We start from the raw sequence: 25201 nt of genomic DNA on the forward strand, positions 1-25201 counted from the left end.
CTTTTAGTTGATTTGACCTCTTAATTCTTCCTCGGGTCTTTCTACCAATACTGATAATCTACCATAGGCATCATCTACCCATGGCATATACATTTCATCAGGATCAACATAGGCCTCCAAGAATCTTTTATAATAAGCAATAGCTTCGTCTTTTCGATCCAACTTATCATACATCTGTGCGATACGGTAAACGTTATACCCCCACGTAAACCCTGAGAACAAAATGGTGAACGCCTCCGACTCCAAGGTGTTTAGGTAGATGTCCAAAGCATCTTCAAAGGCTTCCTCTTTGATTTTTATTTCTGCTAAATGAAAATTTCGTGGTTTGGCCAGAAAAGTTGCATAATCCAGTGTCACGCGTTTTACCTTGGTGACGGCCGAATCGAATTTAATCTTGGCCTCTTCTATATCCCCCTCTGTGTAATCTATAAATCCAGACAAATTAAAATAGAGCAATCTTGCCTGGTCTCTGGCTTTACCAAATGGAGTAACTGTTTCATCGCTAAAATGACTCTTTAATACGCCTAGCTGGTTTTCAGCCTCTTCGAGATTATCGTTATAGAGATACGCCAAGCCGAGCAAATAGTCCAGCTCCAATTGAGGAATTCCGTACATGGCTTCAGAAGCCTTCGTTTTAGTCAACTCTATTTTTGGAATAAGCGATTGAGCATACTGATTCCAGAGCGGAATTGCTTCAAAACTGAGTTGAATAAAGTTTCCAGCGAAAGCCGGTGACAAAGAGCCATGTTGTTCAAAGTCTGCAAGTTGCTTCTCAATAAAATCTTTATGCTGTCCCGTGACTGAAGGTTCAAGAAGGTTTAGCCATGTATCCAGACCAATAAATTTATCATCAATTTTCCGGACTCTCTTGGCAATTTTAAACCCATCCAGAACTTCGATTTTTCGCTTTGGATTGAAAGCAAAATCAGGTCTCATAACTTCATGCAATTCCGCGATATTCTGATCCGTTATGGAATCCTGCATCATAACTCGACTAAATTCCAATCCGTATCGCTGATCTGACTCAGGGTCCAAGTAACTAACATAATCTTCAAATGCTTCAAGGTCTTCTTCGCTTTCTGCAATGTTGATCAGATGCTCGAAATATTCATCCTTAGTTGGATCAAGTTCGATCAATCGCTCAAAATAGGGTTTGGCATCTCTTCGGTCACCAGCTACAATCTCCCTGTGATGATAAATTGACTCTGCCAGACCATTAAGGATTTCAATGGATTCTCCATATTTGTCTAACAATTCACGAAACTGACGTTCGGAGGAAATATCAGAATTGAGATAGGCCAGTCTTGCCCTTACCACTTCTCCATTTTTTCCTTTCAGATTCTTACTCAAAGCCTCTAAACGGTCGAAGTAGGGTATGTATTCCTTTGTACTTCGAGAGCCTGCATTAACATCACGAATCCAACCTGCATTGACGATATAGCGATAATAACCCAATGCAAATGTCGAATCTGCTTCAAGACTTTCTCTAAATTGTATCAAAGCCTCCTGGTGTTTTCCTTGTCGGCTAAGTTGTATTCCTTGGAGAAAGGGAACAATGCTCTCCAAGTTATTTGTAGTCAAAATTGCCTCGCTGTTGAACTCACTCCCTTGTTCTCTTAATTCATCAGCTACTAATCTTCTGATAATATTATCAACCCTGCCCATTAGCTCGGTTTCAGTTCCATCTTCAATAATCGCATTACCCACTGGCTGGCCGGCCTGATCATATTTAGAAATCTTAACTTCGAGTAACTCACCTACTTGTGTAATACTCCCTAAGATTACTCTATTCGCTCCCAGGTCCGCTGCCGCCTTAGCAGCAGCAACAGGGTTTCTATTGTCGAGGCCTTTGGAATTAGCAACACCAAGAATAATATTCGGATCTGTAGCATTTAATCCCGGCATAGCATCCAGCTTGCCGCTGATTAGATCGACCATACCATCCTTTAAATATTGGATGTCCAAACCGCCTTGAATGGAAAAAGGAAAAACCGCTATGGCTTCTGTTCTTTCTGTTTCTGACGAGTCTTCTACACTTAGATAGAACTTATCGACCAGTAGGAAGACTACTGCCAAACTTAAAATCGAAATAGTCAGTCTGTTCAGTTGCTTACCTGTATTAACTGAGATCGACTTTTCCTTGTCCACCGAATCTGTCTTCTTAAGACCATCCGTAGTCAACTCATAAATCCAGGAAACTATTAAAACTACGGGAGCACCTGCTAGTAATGTGACAATTACAGCCGTAGTCGCCCATTTTGGTAAATCAAGGTATGGGAAAACGGTGGCAACAAACTGAATGATCAACCAGGCTGAAACGACATAGAAGATGAAGGCGCGAACTACATTACGTTTCTTTAGTTCTTCCCAGAAATTATTGAGCTTGTCAAATCCTGACATGAAATCAGTAGGGAGTTTTGGTTGAATCCTCGGATGAAAATAAGCATTAAATTTTATAAAATTTAGAGCTCCAATTGTACTGCCTAAAGATTCCGAATTGTTTATCATTCATCTTTTGACCAATTTACTCCGACTAAAACCACCATAGTTTGATTAAACTTCTCAACCGCCATATTTCAGGCCATAGCCTATCCACCCAATTTCTCCTATTCCTGACCATTGTAGGACTGACATTTTCCTGTGGCAAGTCAAAGGCAGTAGTAATGCCTGACTATGGTACCGAAATCGATTCTGCCAGACACTACTTTCTCAAAGGTTGGGAAGAGATTCTGGACAATGGTCGTTGGACCGAATCTGAAATTGCTTTTAGAAAGGCTTCAGCACTCGATCCTGACTGGTTGCTGGGAAAAAGTATGATTGGACGTATTACTCGAAATTTAGAAGAGCGTCAAACACTTTTTGCTGAACTAGATGCTAACAAGGATAAAGCAAATGAAGATGAACGATTGCTGCTTGATGTCAATCTGCTCAGCATGCAGTCTGCTAATAACAGAGGCTTGGGCATTCCAAACTCTCCAGAGGCCAACAGAAAGCGCGTAGAATTGGCCGAGAGGAACTTCGGAAAGTTTGTGAGGAAGTATCCTACAGACAACTACTTTAAAGCGGAGTATATAGAGTTTCTCCATGCCATTCATGGACCTCGAGTGGCACTGGATTCATTGGCCCTGCTTGCTACTTCTGAACAAAAGCAACTCGGCTTTTTTATTAGTTATGCAGGAGATTTGGAACTGGAACTTGGTCATACGGAAAGAGCCATGGCACTGTCAATGATTTTAGATGAAAAACTGACCGATCCCTCCTATCTAAGTCCTCTTATGCTGAAGGCTAATATTTATATCGCCTTTGATAGTCTTCAAAAGGCGAGCGATTTGGTCGATCGCGTGGTTGCAGCGGACTCCAACCATATGATTGCCTTAGGAATGCAGGCCAGGCTTAAGCAAGCGATAGAAGACCAATGATCAAACCCTCGTGAAAAGAAAAATGAAACACATTCTGACCATCATTTTCATATGTTGCCTCGGGCAATCACTTCAATCACAAAGTTTAAGCGAAAAGTATATAGATGCATGGAAGGATTTTTATCCTTCACGGGCCTTATCTAATGGAATGCATGATGCCATTCATTCTTACGAAAATCCCTCACCAAGAAACATTAAGGAATGGGTTTCTTTTAATCAAAAGATGCTCAATAAGGTATCCGGTGAATCCATAAATGGTCGTCTCTTAAAGGTCCAAATCAAGGAAGAACTCCACAAGTGGACCAAAGAACAGCCTCATTTAAACTCGCTCGCTTTTTATAGCAGTCTCATCACATCCGCTCTTCGGGGTGTATCAAATGCCGACTTTCTCACGGAGCAAGAAAGGGCAAGTCTGTATTGTCAAAGACTAGTCAGCATTAGACAGATCAGCGATTATGGACGAACAAAATTAAAGCGGGTAAAGAGTGGTGAAGCGAGAAGTGCCAATGCCAGACTCGGCAACTTAGTGGACTACCTGTCCACAGATTTTAAAGCCTTAACTCAAGGACTACAATCTAATTGTGATTACGATCAACTTATAAAAGAGGCAATCTGGGCCATTAAAGGCTTAATGACACGAGCCAAGAAAAAACTGATGCCCTATGCAGTAAGCTCCAGCTCAATTCTTGGGCCGGCAGAATATGCTCGCAAACTCTCCCTATACACAGATAGCAACTTATCCCCAGAAGGATTGTCAGAAATCGCCTTAGCTGAAATTGATACAGTCCGTGCGCTCATGGCGAGCGTTTCACGTGAATACCTTAGTAAAGCATACCCTGATCGTCCACACCCTTCTTCGCTCGAAGCATTGACCAAAGCCGCATTGGCTGACATGGAAAAAGATGCTCCGCTCAACGCCAAAGACTACCTAGAGTTTTGGCAAAAGCTTGCTGCAGATGCCATTCAGTTTATTGAGGCAAATGATATTGCAACCCTCCCAAAGAATAATACTCTAGAAATAAAGACAGCGCCAGAAAGTGCAGGTGCTGCGGCAAGAATAGGCTGGGTTTCAAGCGCTCCTCCCTTCGACCCGAACCCTGTAACGACATTATTTCTACCCTCCATACCAGAAACGCTACCAAAACAAGAGCAAATAGACTTTTGGGCCTCTTTTAACAAGCCTTTTAACCGGATGATTGTAATTCACGAATTACTTCCTGGTCACTATATGCAGATGAAGATCAGCAGAGAAACATCACACCCTGTTCGCTTACTTTTTCCTTTTGGTATTTACACCGAAGGTTGGGCAACGTTTACAGAAAGGGTACTTCTAGATGCTGGTTGGCAGAAAGGGAACCACCTCACCATGCTGGCTCACTTGAGAAAGCGACTTGAAAATGCCAATCGCGCTTATACATCTGTGCAGGTACATACTCAGGGATGGACTCAGGAACAAGTCATGCAGTTTTCGACAGAGAAATCTCTTCTCGCGCCCCAGTTTGCAAAAAGTCTTTGGGGCAGAATAATGAGATCTCCAATGCAGTTGACTTCTTACTTTCTTGGTGGAGCACAGTTTTCCGAGCTGCTGCAACACGAACAAGAACGCCTTGGATCAAAATTCAATCTGAAATTTTTTATGGATACCATCATGAAGTCCGGACCAATTCCGATAGACGAATTCTATGGTATTTTTGAAGCAAGCACAAAAAAGTAAGCTAGATGGAAAGAATAGAGCTGAGTCCAGACTACTCTATCTCACGTGTGATCAAAGGAGGTTGGCACCTGGCCGGTGGACATGGCACGATCGATGAGCAAAAGGCCATTAGCGACATGCGAGCTTTTGTAGAGGCTGGGGTGACTACTTTTGATTGTGCTGATATCTATACCGGAGTAGAAGAGCTTATAGGCAAATTCCTAAAGAAGTATAAGCAGGAGTTCAAGTCAGGTGACTTATCTGATGTTCAAATTCATACCAAGTACGTTCCTGACTATAGTGCATTAGCCAATCTACGATTTGAAGACACTGCCAAAATCATTGATCGTTCATTGAGCCGCCTTGGTGTTGAGCGTTTAGACCTTGTACAGTTCTCCTGGTGGGATTATCAATTTGAGCATTATGTAGAAACTGCCTTGCATCTGGCCGAGCTCCAGAAACAAGGTAAAATCCGATATATAGGTGTCACAAACTTCGATGCCGCACATCTAAAGGAGATTTTGGATGCGGGTGTAGAAGTACTTACAAATCAGGTTCAGTATTCAATTCTTGACCATAGACCTGAAAGCAATCTGGAAAAGCTCTCGGAAACCTACAATATTCCTTTCTTATGTTACGGCACTGTGGCAGGAGGTTTCTTCAGCAATAGGTACTTAGACACTCCGGAGCCTCAAGAGCCCCTAGAAAACAGATCTTTGGTCAAGTATCGATTGATTATTGATGAGTTTGGAGGCTACGAGCTTTTCCAAGAGGCACTAGATACACTTGAGCGTATTGGAAACAAACATGAAGTAGGTATTGCGGAAGTGGCCTCTCAATACATTCTACAAAAGCCAATGGTTGGAGCGGTTATCATTGGAGCTCGCAATAGGAACCATTTGGCTAGACTTCAGTCGCTCACGAGTTTCCAACTGGATGCTGAAGACCTGAACAAAATCAAAGAGATTGTTGATAAAAGCGAGGGTCCTAAGGGCCCTGTTTATGACCTTGAAAGGGATAAAGAAGGGAAACACGGACGTATAATGCGCTATAACCTCAATGAAGACTGACCATGGAACTTGATCTTAATTCAGATGAAAACAAGCGCTCCATAAACTTCTATGGAGGTGGACTTGGTGCAATTATTCCATTTTTAGTTTTTGTAGGGGGTGTAATTACCATCGCCTTGTCCGGTGCACCAGATGAAAGAGGTTTTTGGCCCGTCTTAATTCTTGCTCTGGCCGTTGGACTCGGGTTGGCTAAAGATCGTAAAGCTTATTCCGAGACAGTTATTGAAGGCATGTCCAACAAAATCGTGATGATCATGATCACAGCATGGATACTCGCCTCAACCATTGGTATTCTAATGCAGATTACGGGATTTGTAGATGCACTGATCTGGATTTCAGCTGAATTGAATTTGTACGGTGGTAGTTTCGCCATTGCCACCTTCGTTATTTGTTGCATTGTATCGCTTTCTACAGGTTCCAGCTTTGCGACCATATTAATCTGTGCCCCATTGCTCTACCCGACAGGCGGTCAACTCGGAGTTCATTTACCCACGCTTGCCGGTGCCATTATTGGTGGAGCTACTGTGGGCGACTTTATTGCTCCTGTTTCTGATACCACCATCGTTAGCGCTCTAAGTCAAAAGGCGGAGATGGGTGCGACTGTGAAAAGCAGAGTGAAATACATCTTACCCGTAGCCCTTCTTGCTCTTTTAGCTTACGGTTTAAGTGCTGGAGTAGCCACCAATCAATTCGACAAAGGTTCGTGGGTGGTTGAAGGTGATCCAAGTGGTTTGCCCATGCTTTTGGTTCCTGCCTTAATCATCTTCCTATTTCTAAAGGGCAAACACTTATTTATAGGTTTGCTGACAGGTCTTATGTTCGGTATAGCGCTGGGGCTGGCATTAGGACTTCTTCCAATAGACAAACTCATTTCCTTAGATCTTGAAAACTTCACTGCCAAGAGTTTCATCATTGATGGAATTAATCGTGCCGTAGGCATCAGTTTCTTTACAATCTTATTAATGGGCTTGGTAGCCACTTTAAAAGCGAGTGGTTTAATAAACAGGCTTGTTGACTACGCTTCAATTAGAAGCAAAACTAAAAGACAGTCCGAATACTGGATTACAGGGGCGATCAGCGCTGCTGTTCTACTCACAACACACAGTGCAGTGGCTATCCTAATGGTATCTGAGTTTGCTAATAAAACCGGAGAGAAAATGGGGCTTTCAAATACTCGCAGGGCGAACCTATTGAGTTTGGTGGCTTGTACTTTTCCATTTTTGCTACCTTATTTCATACCCGTTATTCTGATGACCAACATGTCGCACTCGGGAGAAGAGTTCGGAGTCCCATCTGTCACACCCCTTGAAATTGGTTTGTTCAACTTCGTATCATGGGGACTATTGGTGATGGTGATCTTAGTGGTTATATTCGGATACGGACGAAAAGAAAAGGCAAAACCCAATGAGTGATAATTCTGAACTTAGAGATGATCAATTCGAGCTTTACGACTTGAACATCATTGTTGAAAAAATTGATGGTAACTGCACCTGCGAAATGACAATTGGTGACTCATTCCAATTGAAAGGGGGAAAACTATCCATGCCTGAAGGCAAAAACTTCTGCCTATATGCTCTTCAGTCTACACTTCCCTTGCTTCCCGCCAAGCAGCGAAAAAACAACCCCGCTGATTGGATGGAAACCGATGCAAGAGTTATTTGCCCTGATCCAGAGTGTAAATTGGTCATGCGGATAGATCGGGAGGCACCTAGGGTTCTTAACCATGATGATGTAAGCCCAATCAACTGGGAAGGTGTACAATCGGAGAAGTCATAGAAATAAATCAGCATAGTATTATTTTAGCTTAGATGTCTGGCCTTTTTCTATTCGCGAGTCTTGGTGTTATCAACGGAATACTACTGAGCATATACCTCTTTACTAAGAAACCCAAGCGGTTACTCGACATCTACTTTGGTGGCTTAATCCTCTCACTTTGCATTCGAATTGGAAAATCGGTTCTGGTCCATTTCGATCGGGACGTAGACAAGCTCATCCTCCAGATTGGATTATCAGCTTGTGTCTTTATTGGCCCTTTTTTCTACCTCTATGCGCGGTCGTTGCAGGATGGAAATCAAATACATAAGAAAAAGGACAGCCTCCTACTCATCATATTGGCAATTGCCGTCATTGCAGTCGGTATATTAATGCCTTATAGAACTGAGCCCGATTTTTGGAACACCTATATGGTCAAAGGCATTTACTTGGTCTGGGCTGCCTTTGTATTGATGGGACTTTATCACACCCGATCGGTTTTTGCTCAATTGTTTAAGTCACCGTTGAAACTCAATGAAGAAGGACGATACGTTTTGGGCATTGCCCTGTCCGTATTATTCATCACCATCACTTATCAGATTGCACTTTTTATTGATGGCTACACCTACATCTGGGGTTCAATTATCTTCTCTATAAGTTTTTACTATTTGGCAGGTCGAAAGTTAGTGTCAAAAAAGGCTTTGACACCGAAGAGTACTCAAGCACCGTTGGAGAATGCCTCTGAATTGTTCCAGAAAGTCGAGCGACTTATGACCACACAGAAGCCTTTCATAAACCCTAAACTCAAGCTAGACGACTTAGCAGCTGAGGTGGGAATATCTCGTCATAACTTGTCTAGGGTTTTGAACGAGGAGTACCATCATGGATTCTCTCAATATGTGAAAGAGCATCGCGTGAATGAGGCAAAACAGTTGATAGAGGTTCGGAATGAATTATCACTTGAAGGCATTGGCTTTGAAGCTGGCTTCAATTCAAAGTCTGCATTCTTCGAGGCATTTAAGAAAGTTACTGAACTTACTCCTTCGGCATACAAGAAGTCCATTTCAGCCAAAAAATAGGTCTAAATACTCCAGATTGATCATCCAAGACTTCTTCAAACTAGAATAGACACCCAAAACGAGGCCTTTGCACGTAATTGAAGTGACATTAAAAACTCACTCATGAAACGAATCTCATTTTTTGCAACGCTCCTATTCCTATCCTCGTTTAGTCTCCGAGGTCAAAGTGATCAGGAGCTTGTTAGGTCAGTGCTTGAAGACTTTATTGAGGGCACTAGCTACAACTACCCAGATAAGATACTTAGCGCCTTCTACCCTGGCACACCAATGTTTCTACACAATGACGCAGATACAGTCATGATATACTCTGCCGAGAGATATGCTTCGCTTTATACCCGAAGACCTCCTGGAACGAGAAACAGACGCTATGGAAAAATACTCGCAATTGATGTTGTGAAAGACATTGCTTCAGCCAAAATCGAAACACTGATTCCTTCCTTCGATAAGCAGTTTATTGATCTCGTTCTACTCAAGAAAATTGAAGGCTCTTGGAAGATAATCTCCAAGGCAGCGACCGCATGGCCTATTCCTAAATCAATAAAAGAGACTACTCCTAAGCCAAGTAAAGAGCTAGTGATGGAGGGATTAAACAGACCCTGGAGTATGGCTTTTCTTTCAGAAGAAGAGGCACTAGTTGCCGAAAAGGACGGTGACTTACTTCGTGTTAACCTTAAGACTAAAACAAGACAGCCTATCAAAGGTCTTCCGAATGATGTGGGCAGAAAGGTATTGATAGACACTGTTAAACATGGTAATGGCGTTTTTCCCGGAGGGGCACACGGACAAATGTATAGTTTCAATGCCGGTTGGTTTCAAGTACTATTAGACCCCGATTTTGCTAACAACTCATACATATACATCTCCTACGCAGCCGAAAATGAGGAGAAAGCGAGCACAACAAAAGTGGTCCGCGGCAAACTAAATGGAAATAGTATCGAGCAGTTGGAAACACTCTTCATAGCTGCACCTTACTCCCATGGTTTATTTCACTACGGAGGTGGAATGGTTTTCGGTACAGATGGTAAGCTCTACATCAGCATTGGCGAACGTAACTACTATGAGCATCTGAATCCGAAAATTCCAGTAGCACAGGACATCACCGATAAGCGTGGAAAAATCATAAGAATCAACTCGGATGGTTCGATACCTGACGACAACCCTAAATTCGGAAAAGGCGCTATTCCAGGACTTTATGCCACAGGCATAAGAGCTGCTCAGGGTTTGACTTTAGATCCAAATACTGGAAAGATTTGGTTCAGCGAGCACGGCACTATGCAGGGCGATGAGTTAAATGTAATGATTCCAAAAGCCAATTACGGTTGGCCAAACAGAACCTCTGGAGGCTATAGAACAAAAGGTTATCAACCTTATGAAATACCCGGAGCCGTATACACGGATCCTAAACACTACTGGCAACATACCATCGCCCCCACGGGGTTGACTTTCTATAATGGATCAGAATTCCCTCAGTGGAGAGGCAACATTATTGTACCTGGTTTAAGTCGAGGGAATTTATGGCGTGTAGTAATTGAAAACGATGAAATAGTGAGTACCGAAGAGTTATTTATCAATGACAGACTAAGGTTGCGAAAAGCTGTTGTATCACCAGGAGGTGAATTGTACTTACTCAGCGATGAAGAAAATGGAAAAATACTGCGCGTTGTGAACGCTAATAAATGATATTGTCTTGAATCTTATTGACATGAGAAGCCCAAAACGTGCACCGTATTTCGGGCTTCTTTGTACATCATTCAAATTGTTATTTGCATAAATATTGGCCACCTTTCAGGTTGATGAAAGCAAAAAAGGCGCTCTTACTTTTTACTCTTATGCTCATAGGGGAAGCTGTTTTTCTGCTCCCTTTTGTGGTTACCAGAGTCTTTCGCCCAACCTTTCTGAAGGTATTTGATATTAACAATCTGGAATTGGGTACCGCCTTTTCTCTCTACGGTATAGTAGCAATGACATCCTACTTCTTAGGAGGGCCAATAGCTGACAAATACTCGCCAAAGAAGCTTCTAATTGTATCTCTTCTTATGACATCGTTAGCTGGTTTGGTAATGGCCTTCATTCCCTCACTTGCTACCCTTACCCTACTCTATTGCTTCTGGGGGCTTAGTACTATCCTCCTTTTTTGGGCAGGTTACGTCAAGGCTATTCGCAAGTTTGGAGGGGAAAACACCCAAGGTCGTTCTTATGGACTTGTTGATGGTGGTCGAGGGTTCGTAGCAGCTGTCATAGCATCTTCCTCTGTATTACTTTTAGATGCTTTTCTTCCTTCAGTTGTAGAAAGTGCCACTATCGATGAATTGTCTAGTGCCCTGAGCAAAATCATTTTCGTTTTCTGTGGGGTTGTTGCGGCAAGTGCGGTGCTTGTCTGGTATGTATTTCCAAATGACCAGCTTAAAACAGCAGACAAAACTCAAAAACTATCCATTGAAGGTGTCAAGGAAGTTATAAAAAGAAGGTCTATTTGGTTACAATCCCTCATCCTACTTTGTAGCTACGTGGGCTATAAGTGCACAGATGATTTTGGCCTATACGCCAGTGTCGTCTTCGGTTACAATGATGTAAACTCAGCGCATATAGCCACTATATCATTTTGGGTTAGGCCAATCGCTGCTGTGGCGGCAGGAGTTCTTGGTGATAAATATGGGCATTCAAAAATGACAGGATTGAGTTTTTTGATTCTAGTTGCAGGAAGCATTGCCATAAGCACCGGATTCCTACAGCCGGGAATGGAAATTATGATTGCCATCACAATTGCCAGTACCAGTTTAGGCATCTATGGACTCAGAGGTTTGTATTATGCCTTATTTCAAGAGTCAAAAATGCCATTATCAATTGCCGGAAGTGCCATTGGCTTTGTATCGGTTATTGGCTATAGTCCAGATGCCTTCATGGGACCTCTGATGGGTGTTATTCTCGACAACAATCCCGGTGCATTAGGACACCAATACCTCTTCGGTTTACTTGCCATTTTTGGCATAATAGGATTCATAGCTTCTATCCTATTTCGAAAAAGTATCAGTTAATCATTAAAATTTCTAAATCTTCAATTCACTGATAATCAGTGCATTAAAAATCAATAGTATATTTTATTTTACTCTATGTCAAACATTTTATACATTTGGTCCGTAATACTTTACATCAGGTCAAATTTTTTATACTAATTATTTCAAAATGTCATATCAAGAAAAACGAAGTCTAGTCAACCTCATCAGTGCCATCATTGTCCCAGGAATTTACTTCTGGTTTGTTTTCAGCGATTCTCCAGAGATTGGACTGAATACCGATGAACTCCTTAAGTTTTGGGGCACAACCATGATCACGTATATACCCATTGCCATAGTCGCCAGGATAGTCATTCACATCCTTTTCGGTATTTCTAATGCTATTCTAACAAAGGAGAAAATGGATAAAATGGACGAAAGAGACCGTATAATCGAGCTAAAATCGAAGAACATTGGTCAAGCCATTTTTGGAATTGGCTTAGTAAGTGCGATGGCAACTCAGGCTTTGGATTACTCAGTAACTGCACTCTTTGCCTGCATAATAATCGGAGGAGTAGTCTCCGAAATATTCGAAAACAGTTTACAATTGAGGTTTTATAGAAGGGGATTTTAATGGCAAAGCACAAAATTTCAAACAAAATAAGGACGCTCCGCTTTATGCGGGGAGAAATGACTCAGCAGCAATTAGCCGAGCAGGTCGATGTGACAAGGCAGACCATTGTTGCCATAGAGAAGGGGAAGTACTCCCCTTCCCTTGAACTGGCCTTTCGTATCGCTCAGGTATTCGAAGTACCCTTACATGAAGTATTCTCCTACGATGACAAGGACGCTTCGTAACAAAGATTTATAGTCAATACAATTCAAAACAACATGAAATCCTACATCAGAAACTCCTATGGAGGTCCAGAGGTCCTAGAGCTCATTGAGATGCCCATACCCGAACCAAAGGCCAATGAGGTTCTAATCAAAATCAAGGCGGCATCCATCAATCCTGCTGACTGGCGGATCATGCGAGCTGATCCATTTTTGGTTCGTACGGCCATGGGAGTTTTCAAACCCAAATTCAAACATATCGGAGCCGATGTCTCAGGCATTATTGAGACTGTTGGAACATCTGTGTTGAATTGGGAGCCAGGTGACGAAGTCGTCAGTGACATTATGAGGTGTGGAATGGGTGCATACGGAGAATACGTTGCTGTGCCTCAAGAACTCTTAGTTAGAAAGCCAAAAAATGTCTCGTTTGGCGATGCCGCTGCCGTCCCTATTGCAGGCTTAACAGCCTTTCAAGCACTTATGGATTACGGAAAGCTCCAATCAGGTCAGCGGGTTCTCATTAACGGAAGTTCTGGTGGTGTAGGCACCTATGCAGTACAGATTGCTAAGCACTACGGAGCTCATGTCACTGGCGTATGCTCCTCTCATAACAAGGAAATGGTCCGTGGTCTCGGAGCAGATCAGGTGATTGCCTATGATTTGGAGGACTATCGCAATCCAAAAGAGAAATACGATCTCATCTTGGATAATGTAGGTAACTGTTCATTTAAAGCAGCCAAGGCCATGCTCAAGACAGAAGGCATCTCACTGCTAATTGGTTGGGGCGGATTTTCACATATGATCAACTACATGGTCCAAGGCGGAATGGCAAAACTAACAGGCTCTAAAACTTTCAAAGGAATAGAAGCCAAAATGGACACGGGAGACCTTGAAAGCCTTATGGAGCTTCTATCAATAGGTGCGATTAGGTCAGTAATCGATAAATCATTTCCTATGGAACAACTAAAAGAAGCAATCTTGCTTCAAGAGAAAGGAAGAACAAAGGGGAAAATAATTGTCCACAATTAGTCGAACAACACGTCAATCTCAAAACAACAAAATCATGCATTATCTATTTATACTAGCCTTTAAACTATTCGAACATGGCTATAGATTGTCTGCAAAAGGTGCTAGACATCTATGCCACAAGTTGAGCCATATTCATCCATTCAATTGTCCCGGCTAGCATTTCAACATAGGAATTAGAGGATTCAAAATGGTAATTCACCGTTTCAGCCAAGACTCCCTTCTAAACACAACACAATACGTAGAAAATCAAAGACCAAAACAACGACACTATGAAGCTGCTTATTTTCAAAACCAATATTGGAAACAGGTTTAAAGCCAAAAAGGTCAACTCCATCTTTGCCTATTCACCAAAGATTTTTGAATGGTCCATAGATATGGAAGACATTGATAATGTACTCAGAGTAGAAGCTGATGACCGTTCTTCTGAAAAGGAAATTATCGAAATGGTTTCCACTTGCGGCTTGCAATGTGAGGTCTTACCAGATTAGATATAATCATAATCCTAGTAGCGTTTAATATAGGTTCAAATTCATTTTAGGACGCATATTTGCTAACTTTTGAGTGAACTTTGAAAGCGCATGAGTAAGCTCACTTTACTTTGTATTGGTATAGTCTTATCGGTCAGTACTTTGGCCAATGATTTAGATAAGTACCTGATCAACCCTCCACAAGAAATTAGTATTCAAGAAGGTTGTCTATCCGATGTTTATCAACAGGCTGGTCAGCTGAAAAACTTCGTGCTTTCATTAAAAAAAACAGACCTGCTTGGCGACATCTCTATTGCTCAACCCATTCCATCGAAGGTCAACTTCAGCTTTACTTTAGATTCGATCAATCTACCTGATCAGGGTTATGATTTAAAAATTGAAGGCAATCAGATTTCAGTAAAAGGCCACAGTTTTGCGGCACTCTATTATGCCAAACAGACCATACTTCAATTACTTGAATATGCAATTACCGAAAGTCAGCCACTTCCCTGCTTAACGATACGCGATTGGCCTGACTTTGAGCGAAGAGGCTATATGCTTGATGTAAGTCGAGATAAGGTACCCACAATGGAAAGCCTTTATCTATTAGTTGATCAATTGTCCGATTGGAAAATTAATGAGCTGCAACTTTATACCGAACATACCTATGCCTATAAAGATCATAAAGTGGTCTGGGAGAACTCAAGTCCTTTGACCGCTGATGAAATACAAGCATTGGATGCCTATTGCAGGGCCAGATACATCGACCTGGTTCCTAATCAGAACTCTTTTGGGCATATGGAAAACTGGCTTAAACATGACGAGTATCTGGATTTAGCAGAGTGCCCAGAAGACTGTCAAACGGTCTGGGGTAAACGAAAAAGGACAAGTTTCGATCCCACCAACCCTAAGTCATTAGAGCTTATGAAGTCCCTTTATGCCGAAGCATTACCCAACTTTTCGAGTCAATTCTTTAATATCGGTGGCGATGAGACGGTAGAACTCTGTGAAGGAAAATCAAAAGCTGAATGTGACAAAATCGGCAAGGGGCAGGTATACCTTAACTACCTTAAAAAACTCAATTTTGAAGCCAACAGATTAGGCTTTAAAACTCAGTTTTGGGGAGACATCATTCTCAATCACCCTGAACTGATCGGTCAATTACCAAAGGATATGACGGCCCTGGTTTGGGGCTATCAAGATGATCATCCATTTGATGAGCAATTGCCAAAGTTTAAGGAAGCGGGCCTTGATTTTTATGTATGCCCAGGAACATCATCATGGAGGTCTCTCATTGGCAGAAACAAGAATGCCTTTGGCAACCTTAAGAACGCTGCCCTCACAGGCAAAGAGAATGGTGCAAAAGGATATTTGAATACCAATTGGGGTGACTACGGTCACTGGCAGCCTGTATCCACTATTTACCCAAGCATGATGATAGGCGCTAGCTATGCATGGAATTATGAAGACTCATCCCTCAAGCATTTAGAATTTCAGCTCAACCAATACGTTTTTATGGATAAAACTGGCCTAACTGCAAAGGCTGTTCTGCAACTAGGAAATGCCTATTTAGACACCAAGATTCCAAAGGGAAATGCGAACGCATTTCACCTATTACTAAGACGCTATCTATGGACCATGCAAGGGAATTATCAAACCAAAAACCTGACCATAGAAAACCTTGAGAGTTCAAGAACCACAATTCTCAGTGCACTTGATTTGTTGAAAGGAGCAGAACCAACATCAGCTGATGCTAAATACATTTCTGCTGAGCTTCGCCAAGCCGCAGCCTTAGCTATGTATGGTATTGATCTGGGTATCGCTAGACTTCAGACTGAAGATTATCAAACCAAGAGTATTCCTCTTGAAAAAAGGAATGAGTTAGGTCAGGCCCTAGAAGTCCTGATTGACACTCACAAGGAACTTTGGCTCATGCGAAACCGTCAAGGAGGTTTGGCCGATTCCTCTTCTAAACTTGAGGATATTTTAGATTTCTATAAAAGTGATAATTAGGCCATGACCCGAGACATTATCGATATCAACAACTTCATTGTGCTTATTGAACACTCAAGTGCAGAAAAGACCTTTGTGGAAAAATGTGGTTTTGAGAGTGGCGTAATTGGTATTGCTTTCTATGGCAAAGGGGAAGTAGAGTTGAATATTGTAAAGGACAATCTGAAGGAGACTTATCACAACACGAAGGGTGCAGCCCTCTCCTTTTACGCTGGTAAAGGATCTACTTTCGAGCACACAATTTCTCCAGAACAACCGATGCAGTCTATTTGCATTGTATCTACTCTAGACAACTTCAAGAAACTCCCTGAGCATGAACAGAAAGTTTATGAGGAGCAACTGAGCGAACTTGTAGTTCCCAAAAAAGACATTGTTGGCGGTCCCGCTTTTTATATGACTCCTCATATGCAAACTGCCGTAGAGAAAATTTTCAGTACCACATTTACGGGCAATACACGAATGATGTTCCTACGGAGTCAGGTGACCGAGCTGCTGGCACACTTCTTTGCAGAACTTGATAAACCCATCACAGACACTTTGAAAAATGAGGATGTCGAAAAAATCTACGAGGCCAAGGAAATCTTAGATAGTAATATTTCGGCTCCGCCCTCTTTGAATGAACTCTCGAAACTTATTGGGCTCAATAGCAACAAACTGAAAAAGAACTTCAAAGAAGTCTTCGGCATGCCAGTATTTAAGCATCTTCAGAATGAGCGACTGAGTCAAGCCCATGATATGCTCAAGGATAGTGAGCTAAGTATACAAGAGGCCGCATGGCAGGTAGGATATGAGAGTCTTAGCTCCTTCTCCAATGCCTTCACAAAGAAATTTGGCTTTCGACCAAGCGAAATAAAGCGATAGTTCTTTTCGAACAAATCAGAATTCTTTTCGGACAAGCCAACCACAAATAACTGAGACAATTTTGTGTCAACGAAAGACATAAAACCCTTAGTTATGAAAGGCAATATCTTACTAATTACGACTTTAATTACTGGACTCTCAGCTGGTTTATTCTATGCTTGGCAAGTATCAGTTATCCCTGGTACGCGCAAAATTTCAGACCTCAATTACCTGGAGTCTATGCAATCCATTAATCGAGAGATACTCAATCCCTGGTTCTTTATCATCTTTCTCGGACCATTGATTCTAATGGTCATCTCAGGAATTGGGCTTCATCGAATAGATGACTCTCAGAGTTTTGCTTGGGTGCTCATCGCATCGCTAGTATATATCATTGGAACTGTTGGGGTAACTGCCTTAGGCAATGTTCCTATGAACAACAGGTTGGACATTATTGAGCTATCGAAGCTATCGATTGATCAGCTTCAAGCAACCAGACGCTCATATGAGTTTCAATGGAATCAATACCATTTAATCAGAACAGCATTCTCCGTGATCTCTTTTAGCCTATTGCTATGGGCCACAAAGACTCACTTTATCAATACAAATTTTATTAATCATTAAAGCATAAGAAAATGACTCAAGACAACATTTTAGTAATTGGTGGCACAGGTAAAACAGGCCGAAAAGTTGCCCAACACTTAACTGCTCTAGGACACAATGTGCGAATAGGATCGCGTAGTGCGAAACCAAGCTTCGATTGGGAAGATATCACCACTTGGCAAGAGGCATTAACCGGTATGGACAAAGTATACATCACTTTTCAACCCGACCTTGCAGTACCAGGAGCACCTGAAGCCATTACGGCCCTGTGTGAAATGGCCAAGAAGAGTAATGTTCAAAAGCTAGTAATTCTCTCAGGCCGTGGAGAGAAAGAAGCCCAACATTGTGAGCAGATTGTAATCAACTCGGGACTTCAATGGTCTGTAGTTAGAGCAGATTGGTTCAATCAGAATTTTAGCGAAAGCTTCTTTTTGGATCCAATTTATGCCGGTCAGGTAGCACTGCCTAGAACAGAAGTTAAAATCCCATTTATCGATACAGACGACATAGCCGAAATTGCGGTTAAGGCCTTAACGGAAGATAAATACAATGGAAGAGTGCTTGAGGTAACAGGCCCAGAACTGATCACCTTCGGAGATGTAATTTCAATGATAAATCAGGCAACTGGAAGAGATATCAAGCTACATGCAATCGACATTGACTCTTACGTTGAAATGCTCAGAGAACACAAGGTGCCAGAATCTTATATCTGGTTAATCAATTATTTGTTCACTAACGTTCTGGATGGCAGAAACTCAAGCACTACCAAAACGGTAGATGAGTTACTGGGTAGACCAGCGAAAAGCTTCGCTGACTATGCAACAGAAACGGCCAAAACGGGTGTTTGGAACCCTAATTCATAGCAAAAGAGCCATCCTGTTATCAGGATGGCCCTTCTCTTTTTTACTACTTCTGGGCTACTTTCCAGTCATAATTAATCTTTCTCTTAAGATAAACGGCAAGGGGTTCTAAACCGATTTCCTTCCGTCTTCGATCGACAGTCTCTGGGTTCTCAATCGGGAAGGGTTCTAACACACCATTTCGATTATACTTGAACTGCATTCCATAAGTTTGGAGCTGATCAGTATTCACCAATATCCGGTCGTGTATCTTAGCATATTCCATGCAACTGCCCTCTCCCGCTAGACAAGCGTCTTTAATTTGATCTAAGTACTTCATCCTTATCTCTTCGCTCTCATGATGATTGATCACCAATAGTGGAGCATCTGCCGCTAAATCACCAACATCTGAATACTTAGGCCAGCCATGTTCATCCAATAGCCGATTCATTTCTACAAAGTTTTCAGCATTTAGTCGTCCTTTCGTTTTGTTCAGCAGAAAAAACCAATGTGGAGCGTAGCGGTTCTTCATAAACTCATTTCTACCCAAATCCAAATGGTAATCCAGCGCCTGGTCTTTCATTATTATTCTGATCAATTGTAGCGCATATTCTGGCTTCTTTAGTTTTCCATTAGCCTGCTGGTATTTCATCAATTGTTGCTGTTCAACTTGTTTCCACCTAGGGTCGGTTGACAGGTTGTAGAAGTCACTATCAGCAAGAGGCATTAGATCACTTTTCCCTTGAAGTGCGACATTCAGGAAAAAGAAAGAGGTATCCGCAAGGTTCGCAAGCGACAAGGTAGAGGCAAGTTTATAGGCAACATCTGCATTAGCAGGATTCTGATAAAACTCAACACCATAGGCCATATAAGCCGCCTCGAGAGCACCCGCACTCCGCAATGAATCTCCTTTCGATTGAGCCATTGCAACCTGATAGCACAATACCACCATTATTGTTAGACATATTCTTTTCATCATTCTTATTTTCTTTCTGGTTTATGAGGCAAGTCTAAACTATAATCTTTCACCAAACCTTGATAAGAGATAGGCTACCCTTTCCTTTATTGACTTTACCGGTTTAGCGACCTCAACGGCTTATAACATGGAGACAAAAGCAAAATCGCTCTCAATGCCTGCATAATACCATGCTTAAATGGTCATCCATCGCAAATCCTTCAGTGGTAAATATTAAACCCCTTATTTGTGTCATATGGAATTGCTACTCGCACCAAAATATCGCCAAACACGGTATGTCATACTAATAGCAACAATCACCGCCTGCCTTCAATTCTTATTAAGTTATGGCTCAGTCGGTACTATGTATAATATAGTTTTTATGGCAGGCCTAGTGCCAATCACGCTCATCACCTGCCTGGTCTTTGTCTACAAATTGATTCCAAAATATGTTTTAACAAATGAGCTTATTCCATTCGTAACATGGTCTCTGGCAACCATTTTGGGTTGTGCAGTTTTGACCTTGACCTTTCTTCTCATTGTCGTTGGTTTCGTGCCTGGATTGACTGTTGACCAAATGCCTTCTACTAGCAGAAACTACCCCTTCCTGCTTACTGCCATATTTTCTATTGTTGTACTCGTGAGCTTCGTAAGTCTATGGAAGCATAGACAGCTAGCCTTGGTGGAACAGTTGAACTTAGAGAAGAAACTCGCAGAAAATGATCTGGTCATCAAAAAGCAAGAATTAGATGCACTCAAGAGTCAGCTCCACCCACATTTTCTGTTCAACAGCCTTAATACTATCTATAGCTTAGCATTGAGACAAGCAAAAGAGACACCTGAGACAATCCTTAAACTATCAGACCTACTAGATTATACGCTTTATCAGGTCAATCAACCTATCGTAGCCTTAAACAAGGAAACTGATCACTTGACGTCATATATCGACCTAGAAAAAACACGTTTCGAAGATACACTCAAGGTGCATTTTGAAACGGAAATTGATCGTGAAGACTATGAGATTGCACCTATGCTGCTCATGCCTTTTGTAGAGAATGCTTTTAAGCACGGCAAAGTTGTATCGGTGGAACAGTTAGTAGAGGCTCACCTCTCAGTAGACCAAGACCTACTACGTTTCAGTATTCAGAATACTTGTTTAAACAAAGCCTATCAACCTGGTTTGGGCCTAAAGAACGTTCAAAAAAGGTTGGAAATGCTCTACCCGAAAAGGCATGTCCTAAACATTGTTCAAGAAGCTGATATGTTCAAAGTAAATCTTGAAATTAGTGGTCTTAAACCAACTGTTCATGAGTAATATCAAATGCCTTATAGTAGATGATGAACCGAAAGCTCGTGAGGTCCTTGACATATATTTACAAGACCACCCTGAACTTAATCTGATCGCCCAATGTAGGAATGCCATTGAAGCGATCAATATAATGGCTAGTCAGAAGATAGATTTAATATTCTTGGATATTGAAATGCCTGAAATCTCTGGGTTAGCACTGGCAAAAACCTTGAATAAGAACACCAGCATCATATTTACAACCGCATTTCGTGATTATGCGGTAGATGGTTTTGACCTTCGGGCCATCGACTACTTATTAAAACCCATACGTCCCGAGCGTTTCAAAGAGGCCATTGAAAAGTATAAAGCGATAAGGGCTGGCAAGGGCGAAGCAAGCCAAAAAGTAAATTCAGATAATCATCTCTTCGTTCGTTCGGACCGAAAAATGATCAAGATTATATTGGGTGAAATACTCTATATCGAAAGCCTGAGTGACTATTTAAAGATCCATACCAAGAAAGGACTGATCATCACCCGTGAAACGCTCACGAGTATACATGAAAAGTTGCACCCTGATCAATTTCTGAGAATTCATCGATCATTTATTGTCAATTGTCATCACCTCAGGTCATTCACAAAGGAGACCGTTCTCATCAATGACATTGAACTACCGATTAGTAGGTCCTATAGGACTAAGGTTAACGATCAATTGATGGCTAACTCCCCTAGCTAATTTCAAAAATCAAGTCGAGATAGTTTCTATAATGTATAAGTTGGTTGGCGGTCACTTTGGGATCGTTAAGCGACTTTGAGACAATAAATGCCCCCTCCAAAATCACAGTGAAATGATCAGCCAAAGAATCCTTGTCTAAGGGTATTCTTACTTTGGATTGAGCTGCAGCTTGCTCGATCAACTCACCGATTGCTTCTCTCCAGCTCAATGTTGATTCTTTCACTATATTCTTTATTTCCTCTCCAAATTGCTCAGGCTCATAAACGTAGGAAGCATAAAGGCAACCAGGATATGGTGTCTCCAAGCCAGTCATAAGGTCAATAAATCGTTGAACAAATTTAATCAGCCTCTTCTTTGGATCAACGCTAAACTCAGCCGTCTCTTCGATGGAAGTATTAAGCTCAGCGATATCTAGGCGCGCAAAGTATTCCATCAAGCTCAATGCTAAATCTGCTTTGCTTTTAAAGTGATAAAAAAAAGCTCCTTTGGTAATATCTGTGCGCTCCAGTATATGATCTATGGTTGTCCCTGCAAAACCATTTTCCAAAACCAGTGTCATGGTCTCATCCAAAATCTTGTATCTAGTCTTACTTCCATCTTTCGGCATGGCCCAATATAATTATTTTATACCAACTAGTTTGTTTAAAATAAAATATTCTATATTTGCACCAACTAGTCTGTTTAAAAACAAATATTTTTTTATGAACCCACTCGAAATATTAATTGATCCCGTGTCATTGGTCGTTATTGGCATGTTCCTTTTCCTCTATGCCTGGGAAAGTATGTTCCCAAGAAAAAAGGATTTACCCAAGATCAAGTATGCAACCATCAGAGGCATAGTTAGTTTTTTTGTTTTCTTTTATTTAGGATCCTATCTACCTCTCCTTACTGATGAATATTTAGCAAGCTATCAGCTAATTAACCTTTCAGGTCTCGATACAGTTCTTCAGGTAGTTATTGGCTTGTTATTCTATCAATTCCTCCTTTACTTCTATCACAGTGCCATGCACAAGTCTGACACGCTCTGGAGAATCTTTCATCAGATGCATCATAGCTCTGAGAGGCTTGACATTCCAAGTACCTATTACTTCAGTCTTATGGATATGATCGGCTTCACACTATTGGCTAGTGTGTGCTTTGCGTTTTTTATGGGACTTTCCCCTATAGCGATTAGTATCGTTATTTTCTCATTGAACTTTCTAAGTCAATTCCAGCATGCTAACATTCACACACCACACTGGCTGGGTTGGTTTATTCAAAGACCTGAACAGCATGCGGTTCATCACCAGCGTGGAGAGCACAAATACAATTACTCTGACTTTCCTATTTATGATTACCTATTTGGTACTTTCCAAAACCCGAGAGACAACCAGAATGAAGCCGGTTTTTATGATGGGGCATCGGCAAGAATAAAAGATATGCTACTCTTTAAGGATGTCTCCGAAAAATAGAAAAGCAAACTTTTATTGTATTACATGTCGTTCATGTAATTTTCAAATGACATCAGGAAGAACTTTGCTAAATCGCCCCACTTAACGGGGCGATTGCCTTTTAGATACACCATAGGGAAAAACACTGTACTATCATGAGCTTTAATTACAAACTTCTCTTTATCCTAATCCTGATATTTGTATGCTTAGTTAGCTGCACACCTGAAAAGGAACCTTTAACGCTTGCCACTTATACTTACCACACCAATAATAGGCTTGAAAACCTCAAACCACTTGCCGAGCTATTGCAATCGAAATTGGATCGTCCTATACATTTAAAAAGCTACCCTGATGTAGCATCTATGCTTCAAGGTATTAATTCCGACAGTGTGGACATTGGCCTAATCAATACCCTAGGGTATCTGAAATTGTCTTTAGATAACCGCAACATGGAGGTAGTTGCGGCACTCCGTACAAAAGTAGAAGCCAGAGATAATTACAAGACTGTTATACTTACTAACAGGACTGATATTGTGAGTCTAAAAGACTTAACGAGCAAAGCACAGGAGCTGAGAATGATGTTTGTTCATGAGGGGTCAACCTCGGGAAATTTGATTCCGCGTCTCTTACTCAACTCTATCGGAATACAATCGCCTAATACCCAGTTTAAGAATGTAAGCTATGGTGGTAATCATACGGATACCTGGAAAAGTCTCTTGGGAGGTCAAGCTGACATTTGTGCTATTGGCAGCAACGAATACTATTCGCAAAAGACAAAGAATCCAGCCATGTTCGAATCGCTTACGGCTTTATGGATTTCAAATGAAATACCATTGGGGCCTGTGCTATTAAATAATGACCTAGCCCGTGAAACTGCAGATTCAATCACCGAAATATTACTTGAGCTTCATAATACAAGTCCCCAAGCGCTTGTGTCTTTGAAGAGCGGCTGGTCTGAGGCTTTACAAGCAGAAAAATTCTATCAGATTAATAAGGATGATTACGATTCCATTAATACTGCTTTCAGGGAGAATGAGGAATTACAACTGATATTCAATCAGTAGTCTCTATAACACTTCTATCCTATTTCTATAAAGCTCGACCTTATCTTCCTTTTCGAGTTTTTTGAGTAGCCGAGAGACCACTACTCGAGATGTGTTCAATTCTTGGGCTATCTGCTCATGTGTTTTCTCGATGACAAAAGAGCCCTGGCTTTGTTTTTTGTCAAGAAGGTATTTCATCAGGCGCTCATCCATATTCATGAAAGCGATACTATCGATCGTATGCATTAACTCATCAAAGCGGTCTTGGTAAGAATCAATCACAAAGCTTCTGAAGGAAGGGTATTTGGCCATCCATCCGTCTATCTGCGACATTGGAACCATCCAAAGTGTGGCCTCAGATTCTGCAACAGCTTTAAAAGGAGTTGGTTGATTACTTAGACAACAGCTGATAGACATGGCACACGCATCGCCACCTTCTAGATAATAAAGAAAGACTTCATTGCCCTCCTCATCTTCACGCATAATCCGGAGCGTACCGGTAATTACCATAGGCATATGGTCAGCAACCATACCTGGGCTTATCAGGTGCTCTTCAGCTCCTAAATTCTTTGGTCTACCTGATCGAACAATCTCTTCAATCAATTCCTGACTAAAGTTGAGGTTTGAAAGTATGGTTCGGAGTGACTCTAACAAAAGGGCTAAGACTAATTACTTCTGAGTACAGAGATATTTCAAAATGGTGATTACCTGACTTTCGTCTTTAGCCACTGCTGCGGCCCTAGCATCTACTTCTTTCAATGCATGTGTAAACTCATCAGGGTGAATCACTATATAGGGTGTATTTAAAGCAGCAGCATAACCCGCATCAAAAGCGGTATTCCATTGCCTATACTTTTCTCCGAACTTGATAATCACCAAATCGGATTGTTCAATACTAGTCTTGATTCGAATACCATTGACCTTTGCACTTTTATGGTCTTTCCAGAACGGATTTTCCTCTTCTCCCAGAACATCTCCTGCATTGTCAGAAGCCTCATGAGTTACTACAGGAGTAAGAAAATCGATCGGCAAGCCCGCCTCTTCTACACCTTTGATGATAGCTTCTCTCCAATCGGAGTGAATCTCACCTGATAAATAAACCGTCAAATCCATCTTGATAA

At 41.5% G+C, this 25201-nt stretch carries 25 protein-coding genes; 20 read left to right on the top strand and 5 right to left on the bottom strand.

What is annotated here, in order from left to right; translation table 11 throughout:
* Window positions 1-3 precede the first annotated feature (3 nt).
* Window positions 4-2400: a tetratricopeptide repeat protein gene (locus J4E76_RS05675; RefSeq protein WP_208501983.1), complete on the bottom strand. Its 2397-nt coding sequence runs from the start codon at window positions 2398-2400 to the stop codon at window positions 4-6.
* 149 nt (window positions 2401-2549) lie between these two features.
* Here J4E76_RS05675 and J4E76_RS05680 point away from each other — a divergent pair, with 149 nt between their 5' ends.
* The 16 genes from J4E76_RS05680 (at window position 2550) to J4E76_RS05755 (ending at window position 18655) form a co-directional block, all read left to right on the top strand.
* Window positions 2550-3419 (top strand): hypothetical protein, encoded by an 870-nt coding sequence (locus J4E76_RS05680; protein WP_208501985.1) that lies wholly within the window; start codon window positions 2550-2552, stop codon window positions 3417-3419.
* A gap of 22 nt (window positions 3420-3441) precedes the next feature.
* Window positions 3442-5133 carry a DUF885 family protein gene (locus J4E76_RS05685; RefSeq protein ID WP_208501987.1) on the top strand — a complete coding sequence of 564 codons (1692 nt, stop codon included), beginning with the start codon at window positions 3442-3444 and terminating at the stop codon, window positions 5131-5133.
* Between the two features lie 5 nt (window positions 5134-5138).
* Complete coding sequence (locus tag J4E76_RS05690; RefSeq protein WP_208501989.1) at window positions 5139-6182, top strand: aldo/keto reductase; 1044 nt, start codon at window positions 5139-5141, stop codon at window positions 6180-6182.
* Between the two features lie 2 nt (window positions 6183-6184).
* Complete coding sequence (locus tag J4E76_RS05695) at window positions 6185-7594, top strand: Na+/H+ antiporter NhaC family protein (RefSeq protein ID WP_208501991.1); 1410 nt, start codon at window positions 6185-6187, stop codon at window positions 7592-7594.
* Window positions 7587-7958 (top strand): TIGR04076 family protein, encoded by a 372-nt coding sequence (locus tag J4E76_RS05700; RefSeq protein WP_208501993.1) that lies wholly within the window; start codon window positions 7587-7589, stop codon window positions 7956-7958. The genes J4E76_RS05695 and J4E76_RS05700 overlap by 8 nt, the downstream gene beginning before the upstream one ends.
* Window positions 7959-7990: 32 nt before the next feature.
* On the top strand, window positions 7991-9013 hold the full coding sequence (locus J4E76_RS05705; RefSeq protein ID WP_208501995.1) for an AraC family transcriptional regulator: 1023 nt from the start codon (window positions 7991-7993) through the stop codon (window positions 9011-9013).
* Between the two features lie 102 nt (window positions 9014-9115).
* A complete protein-coding gene (locus J4E76_RS05710) occupies window positions 9116-10693 on the top strand; it encodes a PQQ-dependent sugar dehydrogenase (RefSeq protein ID WP_208501997.1) in 1578 nt (525 codons plus the stop codon).
* Window positions 10694-10806: 113 nt separating this feature from the next.
* Complete coding sequence (locus J4E76_RS05715; protein ID WP_208501999.1) at window positions 10807-12048, top strand: MFS transporter; 1242 nt, start codon at window positions 10807-10809, stop codon at window positions 12046-12048.
* 148 nt (window positions 12049-12196) lie between these two features.
* On the top strand, window positions 12197-12640 hold the full coding sequence (locus J4E76_RS05720; protein ID WP_208502001.1) for a hypothetical protein: 444 nt from the start codon (window positions 12197-12199) through the stop codon (window positions 12638-12640).
* Complete coding sequence (locus J4E76_RS05725; RefSeq protein WP_208502003.1) at window positions 12640-12864, top strand: helix-turn-helix transcriptional regulator; 225 nt, start codon at window positions 12640-12642, stop codon at window positions 12862-12864. Before J4E76_RS05720 ends, J4E76_RS05725 begins: the two co-directional genes overlap by 1 nt.
* A gap of 33 nt (window positions 12865-12897) precedes the next feature.
* On the top strand, window positions 12898-13869 hold the full coding sequence (locus J4E76_RS05730; protein ID WP_208502005.1) for an NAD(P)-dependent alcohol dehydrogenase: 972 nt from the start codon (window positions 12898-12900) through the stop codon (window positions 13867-13869).
* A 269-nt stretch (window positions 13870-14138) separates the two neighbouring features.
* Entirely contained in the window at window positions 14139-14357 is a 219-nt protein-coding gene (locus J4E76_RS05735; protein ID WP_208502008.1) for a hypothetical protein, read from the top strand.
* Between the two features lie 90 nt (window positions 14358-14447).
* Complete coding sequence (locus tag J4E76_RS05740) at window positions 14448-16349, top strand: family 20 glycosylhydrolase (RefSeq protein ID WP_208502010.1); 1902 nt, start codon at window positions 14448-14450, stop codon at window positions 16347-16349.
* Window positions 16350-16352: 3 nt separating this feature from the next.
* A complete protein-coding gene (locus J4E76_RS05745; RefSeq protein WP_208502012.1) occupies window positions 16353-17210 on the top strand; it encodes an AraC family transcriptional regulator in 858 nt (285 codons plus the stop codon).
* Window positions 17211-17303: 93 nt separating this feature from the next.
* Window positions 17304-17813 carry a DUF1772 domain-containing protein gene (locus J4E76_RS05750; RefSeq protein WP_208502014.1) on the top strand — a complete coding sequence of 170 codons (510 nt, stop codon included), beginning with the start codon at window positions 17304-17306 and terminating at the stop codon, window positions 17811-17813.
* 11 nt (window positions 17814-17824) lie between these two features.
* Window positions 17825-18655, top strand: coding sequence for an NmrA family NAD(P)-binding protein (locus J4E76_RS05755; protein ID WP_208502016.1), 831 nt, complete (start codon window positions 17825-17827; stop codon window positions 18653-18655).
* Window positions 18656-18698: 43 nt separating this feature from the next.
* Here the strand turns inward: J4E76_RS05755 and J4E76_RS05760 are convergent, their stop codons facing one another.
* Window positions 18699-19607, bottom strand: coding sequence for a DUF6624 domain-containing protein (locus J4E76_RS05760; protein WP_208502018.1), 909 nt, complete (start codon window positions 19605-19607; stop codon window positions 18699-18701).
* 235 nt (window positions 19608-19842) lie between these two features.
* Between J4E76_RS05760 and J4E76_RS05765 the strand changes: the two genes are divergently transcribed.
* Both J4E76_RS05765 and J4E76_RS05770 read left to right on the top strand, forming a co-directional pair.
* Window positions 19843-20901 carry a sensor histidine kinase gene (locus tag J4E76_RS05765; protein ID WP_208502020.1) on the top strand — a complete coding sequence of 353 codons (1059 nt, stop codon included), beginning with the start codon at window positions 19843-19845 and terminating at the stop codon, window positions 20899-20901.
* Complete coding sequence (locus J4E76_RS05770; protein ID WP_208502022.1) at window positions 20894-21607, top strand: LytTR family DNA-binding domain-containing protein; 714 nt, start codon at window positions 20894-20896, stop codon at window positions 21605-21607. The genes J4E76_RS05765 and J4E76_RS05770 overlap by 8 nt, the downstream gene beginning before the upstream one ends.
* Here J4E76_RS05770 and J4E76_RS05775 read toward each other — a convergent pair.
* On the bottom strand, window positions 21600-22214 hold the full coding sequence (locus J4E76_RS05775; RefSeq protein WP_208502025.1) for a TetR/AcrR family transcriptional regulator: 615 nt from the start codon (window positions 22212-22214) through the stop codon (window positions 21600-21602). The two genes, J4E76_RS05770 and J4E76_RS05775, sit on opposite strands and share 8 nt — an antisense overlap.
* Window positions 22215-22308: 94 nt before the next feature.
* On the opposite strand from J4E76_RS05775, the gene J4E76_RS05780 reads away from it, so the two are divergent.
* Both J4E76_RS05780 and J4E76_RS05785 read left to right on the top strand, forming a co-directional pair.
* Window positions 22309-23058: a sterol desaturase family protein gene (locus tag J4E76_RS05780; protein ID WP_236017275.1), complete on the top strand. Its 750-nt coding sequence runs from the start codon at window positions 22309-22311 to the stop codon at window positions 23056-23058.
* 134 nt (window positions 23059-23192) lie between these two features.
* Complete coding sequence (locus J4E76_RS05785; RefSeq protein ID WP_208502027.1) at window positions 23193-24101, top strand: phosphate/phosphite/phosphonate ABC transporter substrate-binding protein; 909 nt, start codon at window positions 23193-23195, stop codon at window positions 24099-24101.
* Window positions 24102-24104: 3 nt separating this feature from the next.
* Here J4E76_RS05785 and J4E76_RS05790 read toward each other — a convergent pair whose 3' ends face one another.
* Entirely contained in the window at window positions 24105-24734 is a 630-nt protein-coding gene (locus J4E76_RS05790; RefSeq protein ID WP_236017276.1) for a Crp/Fnr family transcriptional regulator, read from the bottom strand.
* A 15-nt stretch (window positions 24735-24749) separates the two neighbouring features.
* Complete coding sequence (locus J4E76_RS05795; protein ID WP_236017277.1) at window positions 24750-25193, bottom strand: YtoQ family protein; 444 nt, start codon at window positions 25191-25193, stop codon at window positions 24750-24752.
* Window positions 25194-25201 lie beyond the last annotated feature (8 nt).

The sequence above is a fragment of the Roseivirga sp. E12 genome, assembly GCF_017592825.1.
Classification (GTDB): domain Bacteria; phylum Bacteroidota; class Bacteroidia; order Cytophagales; family Cyclobacteriaceae; genus Roseivirga.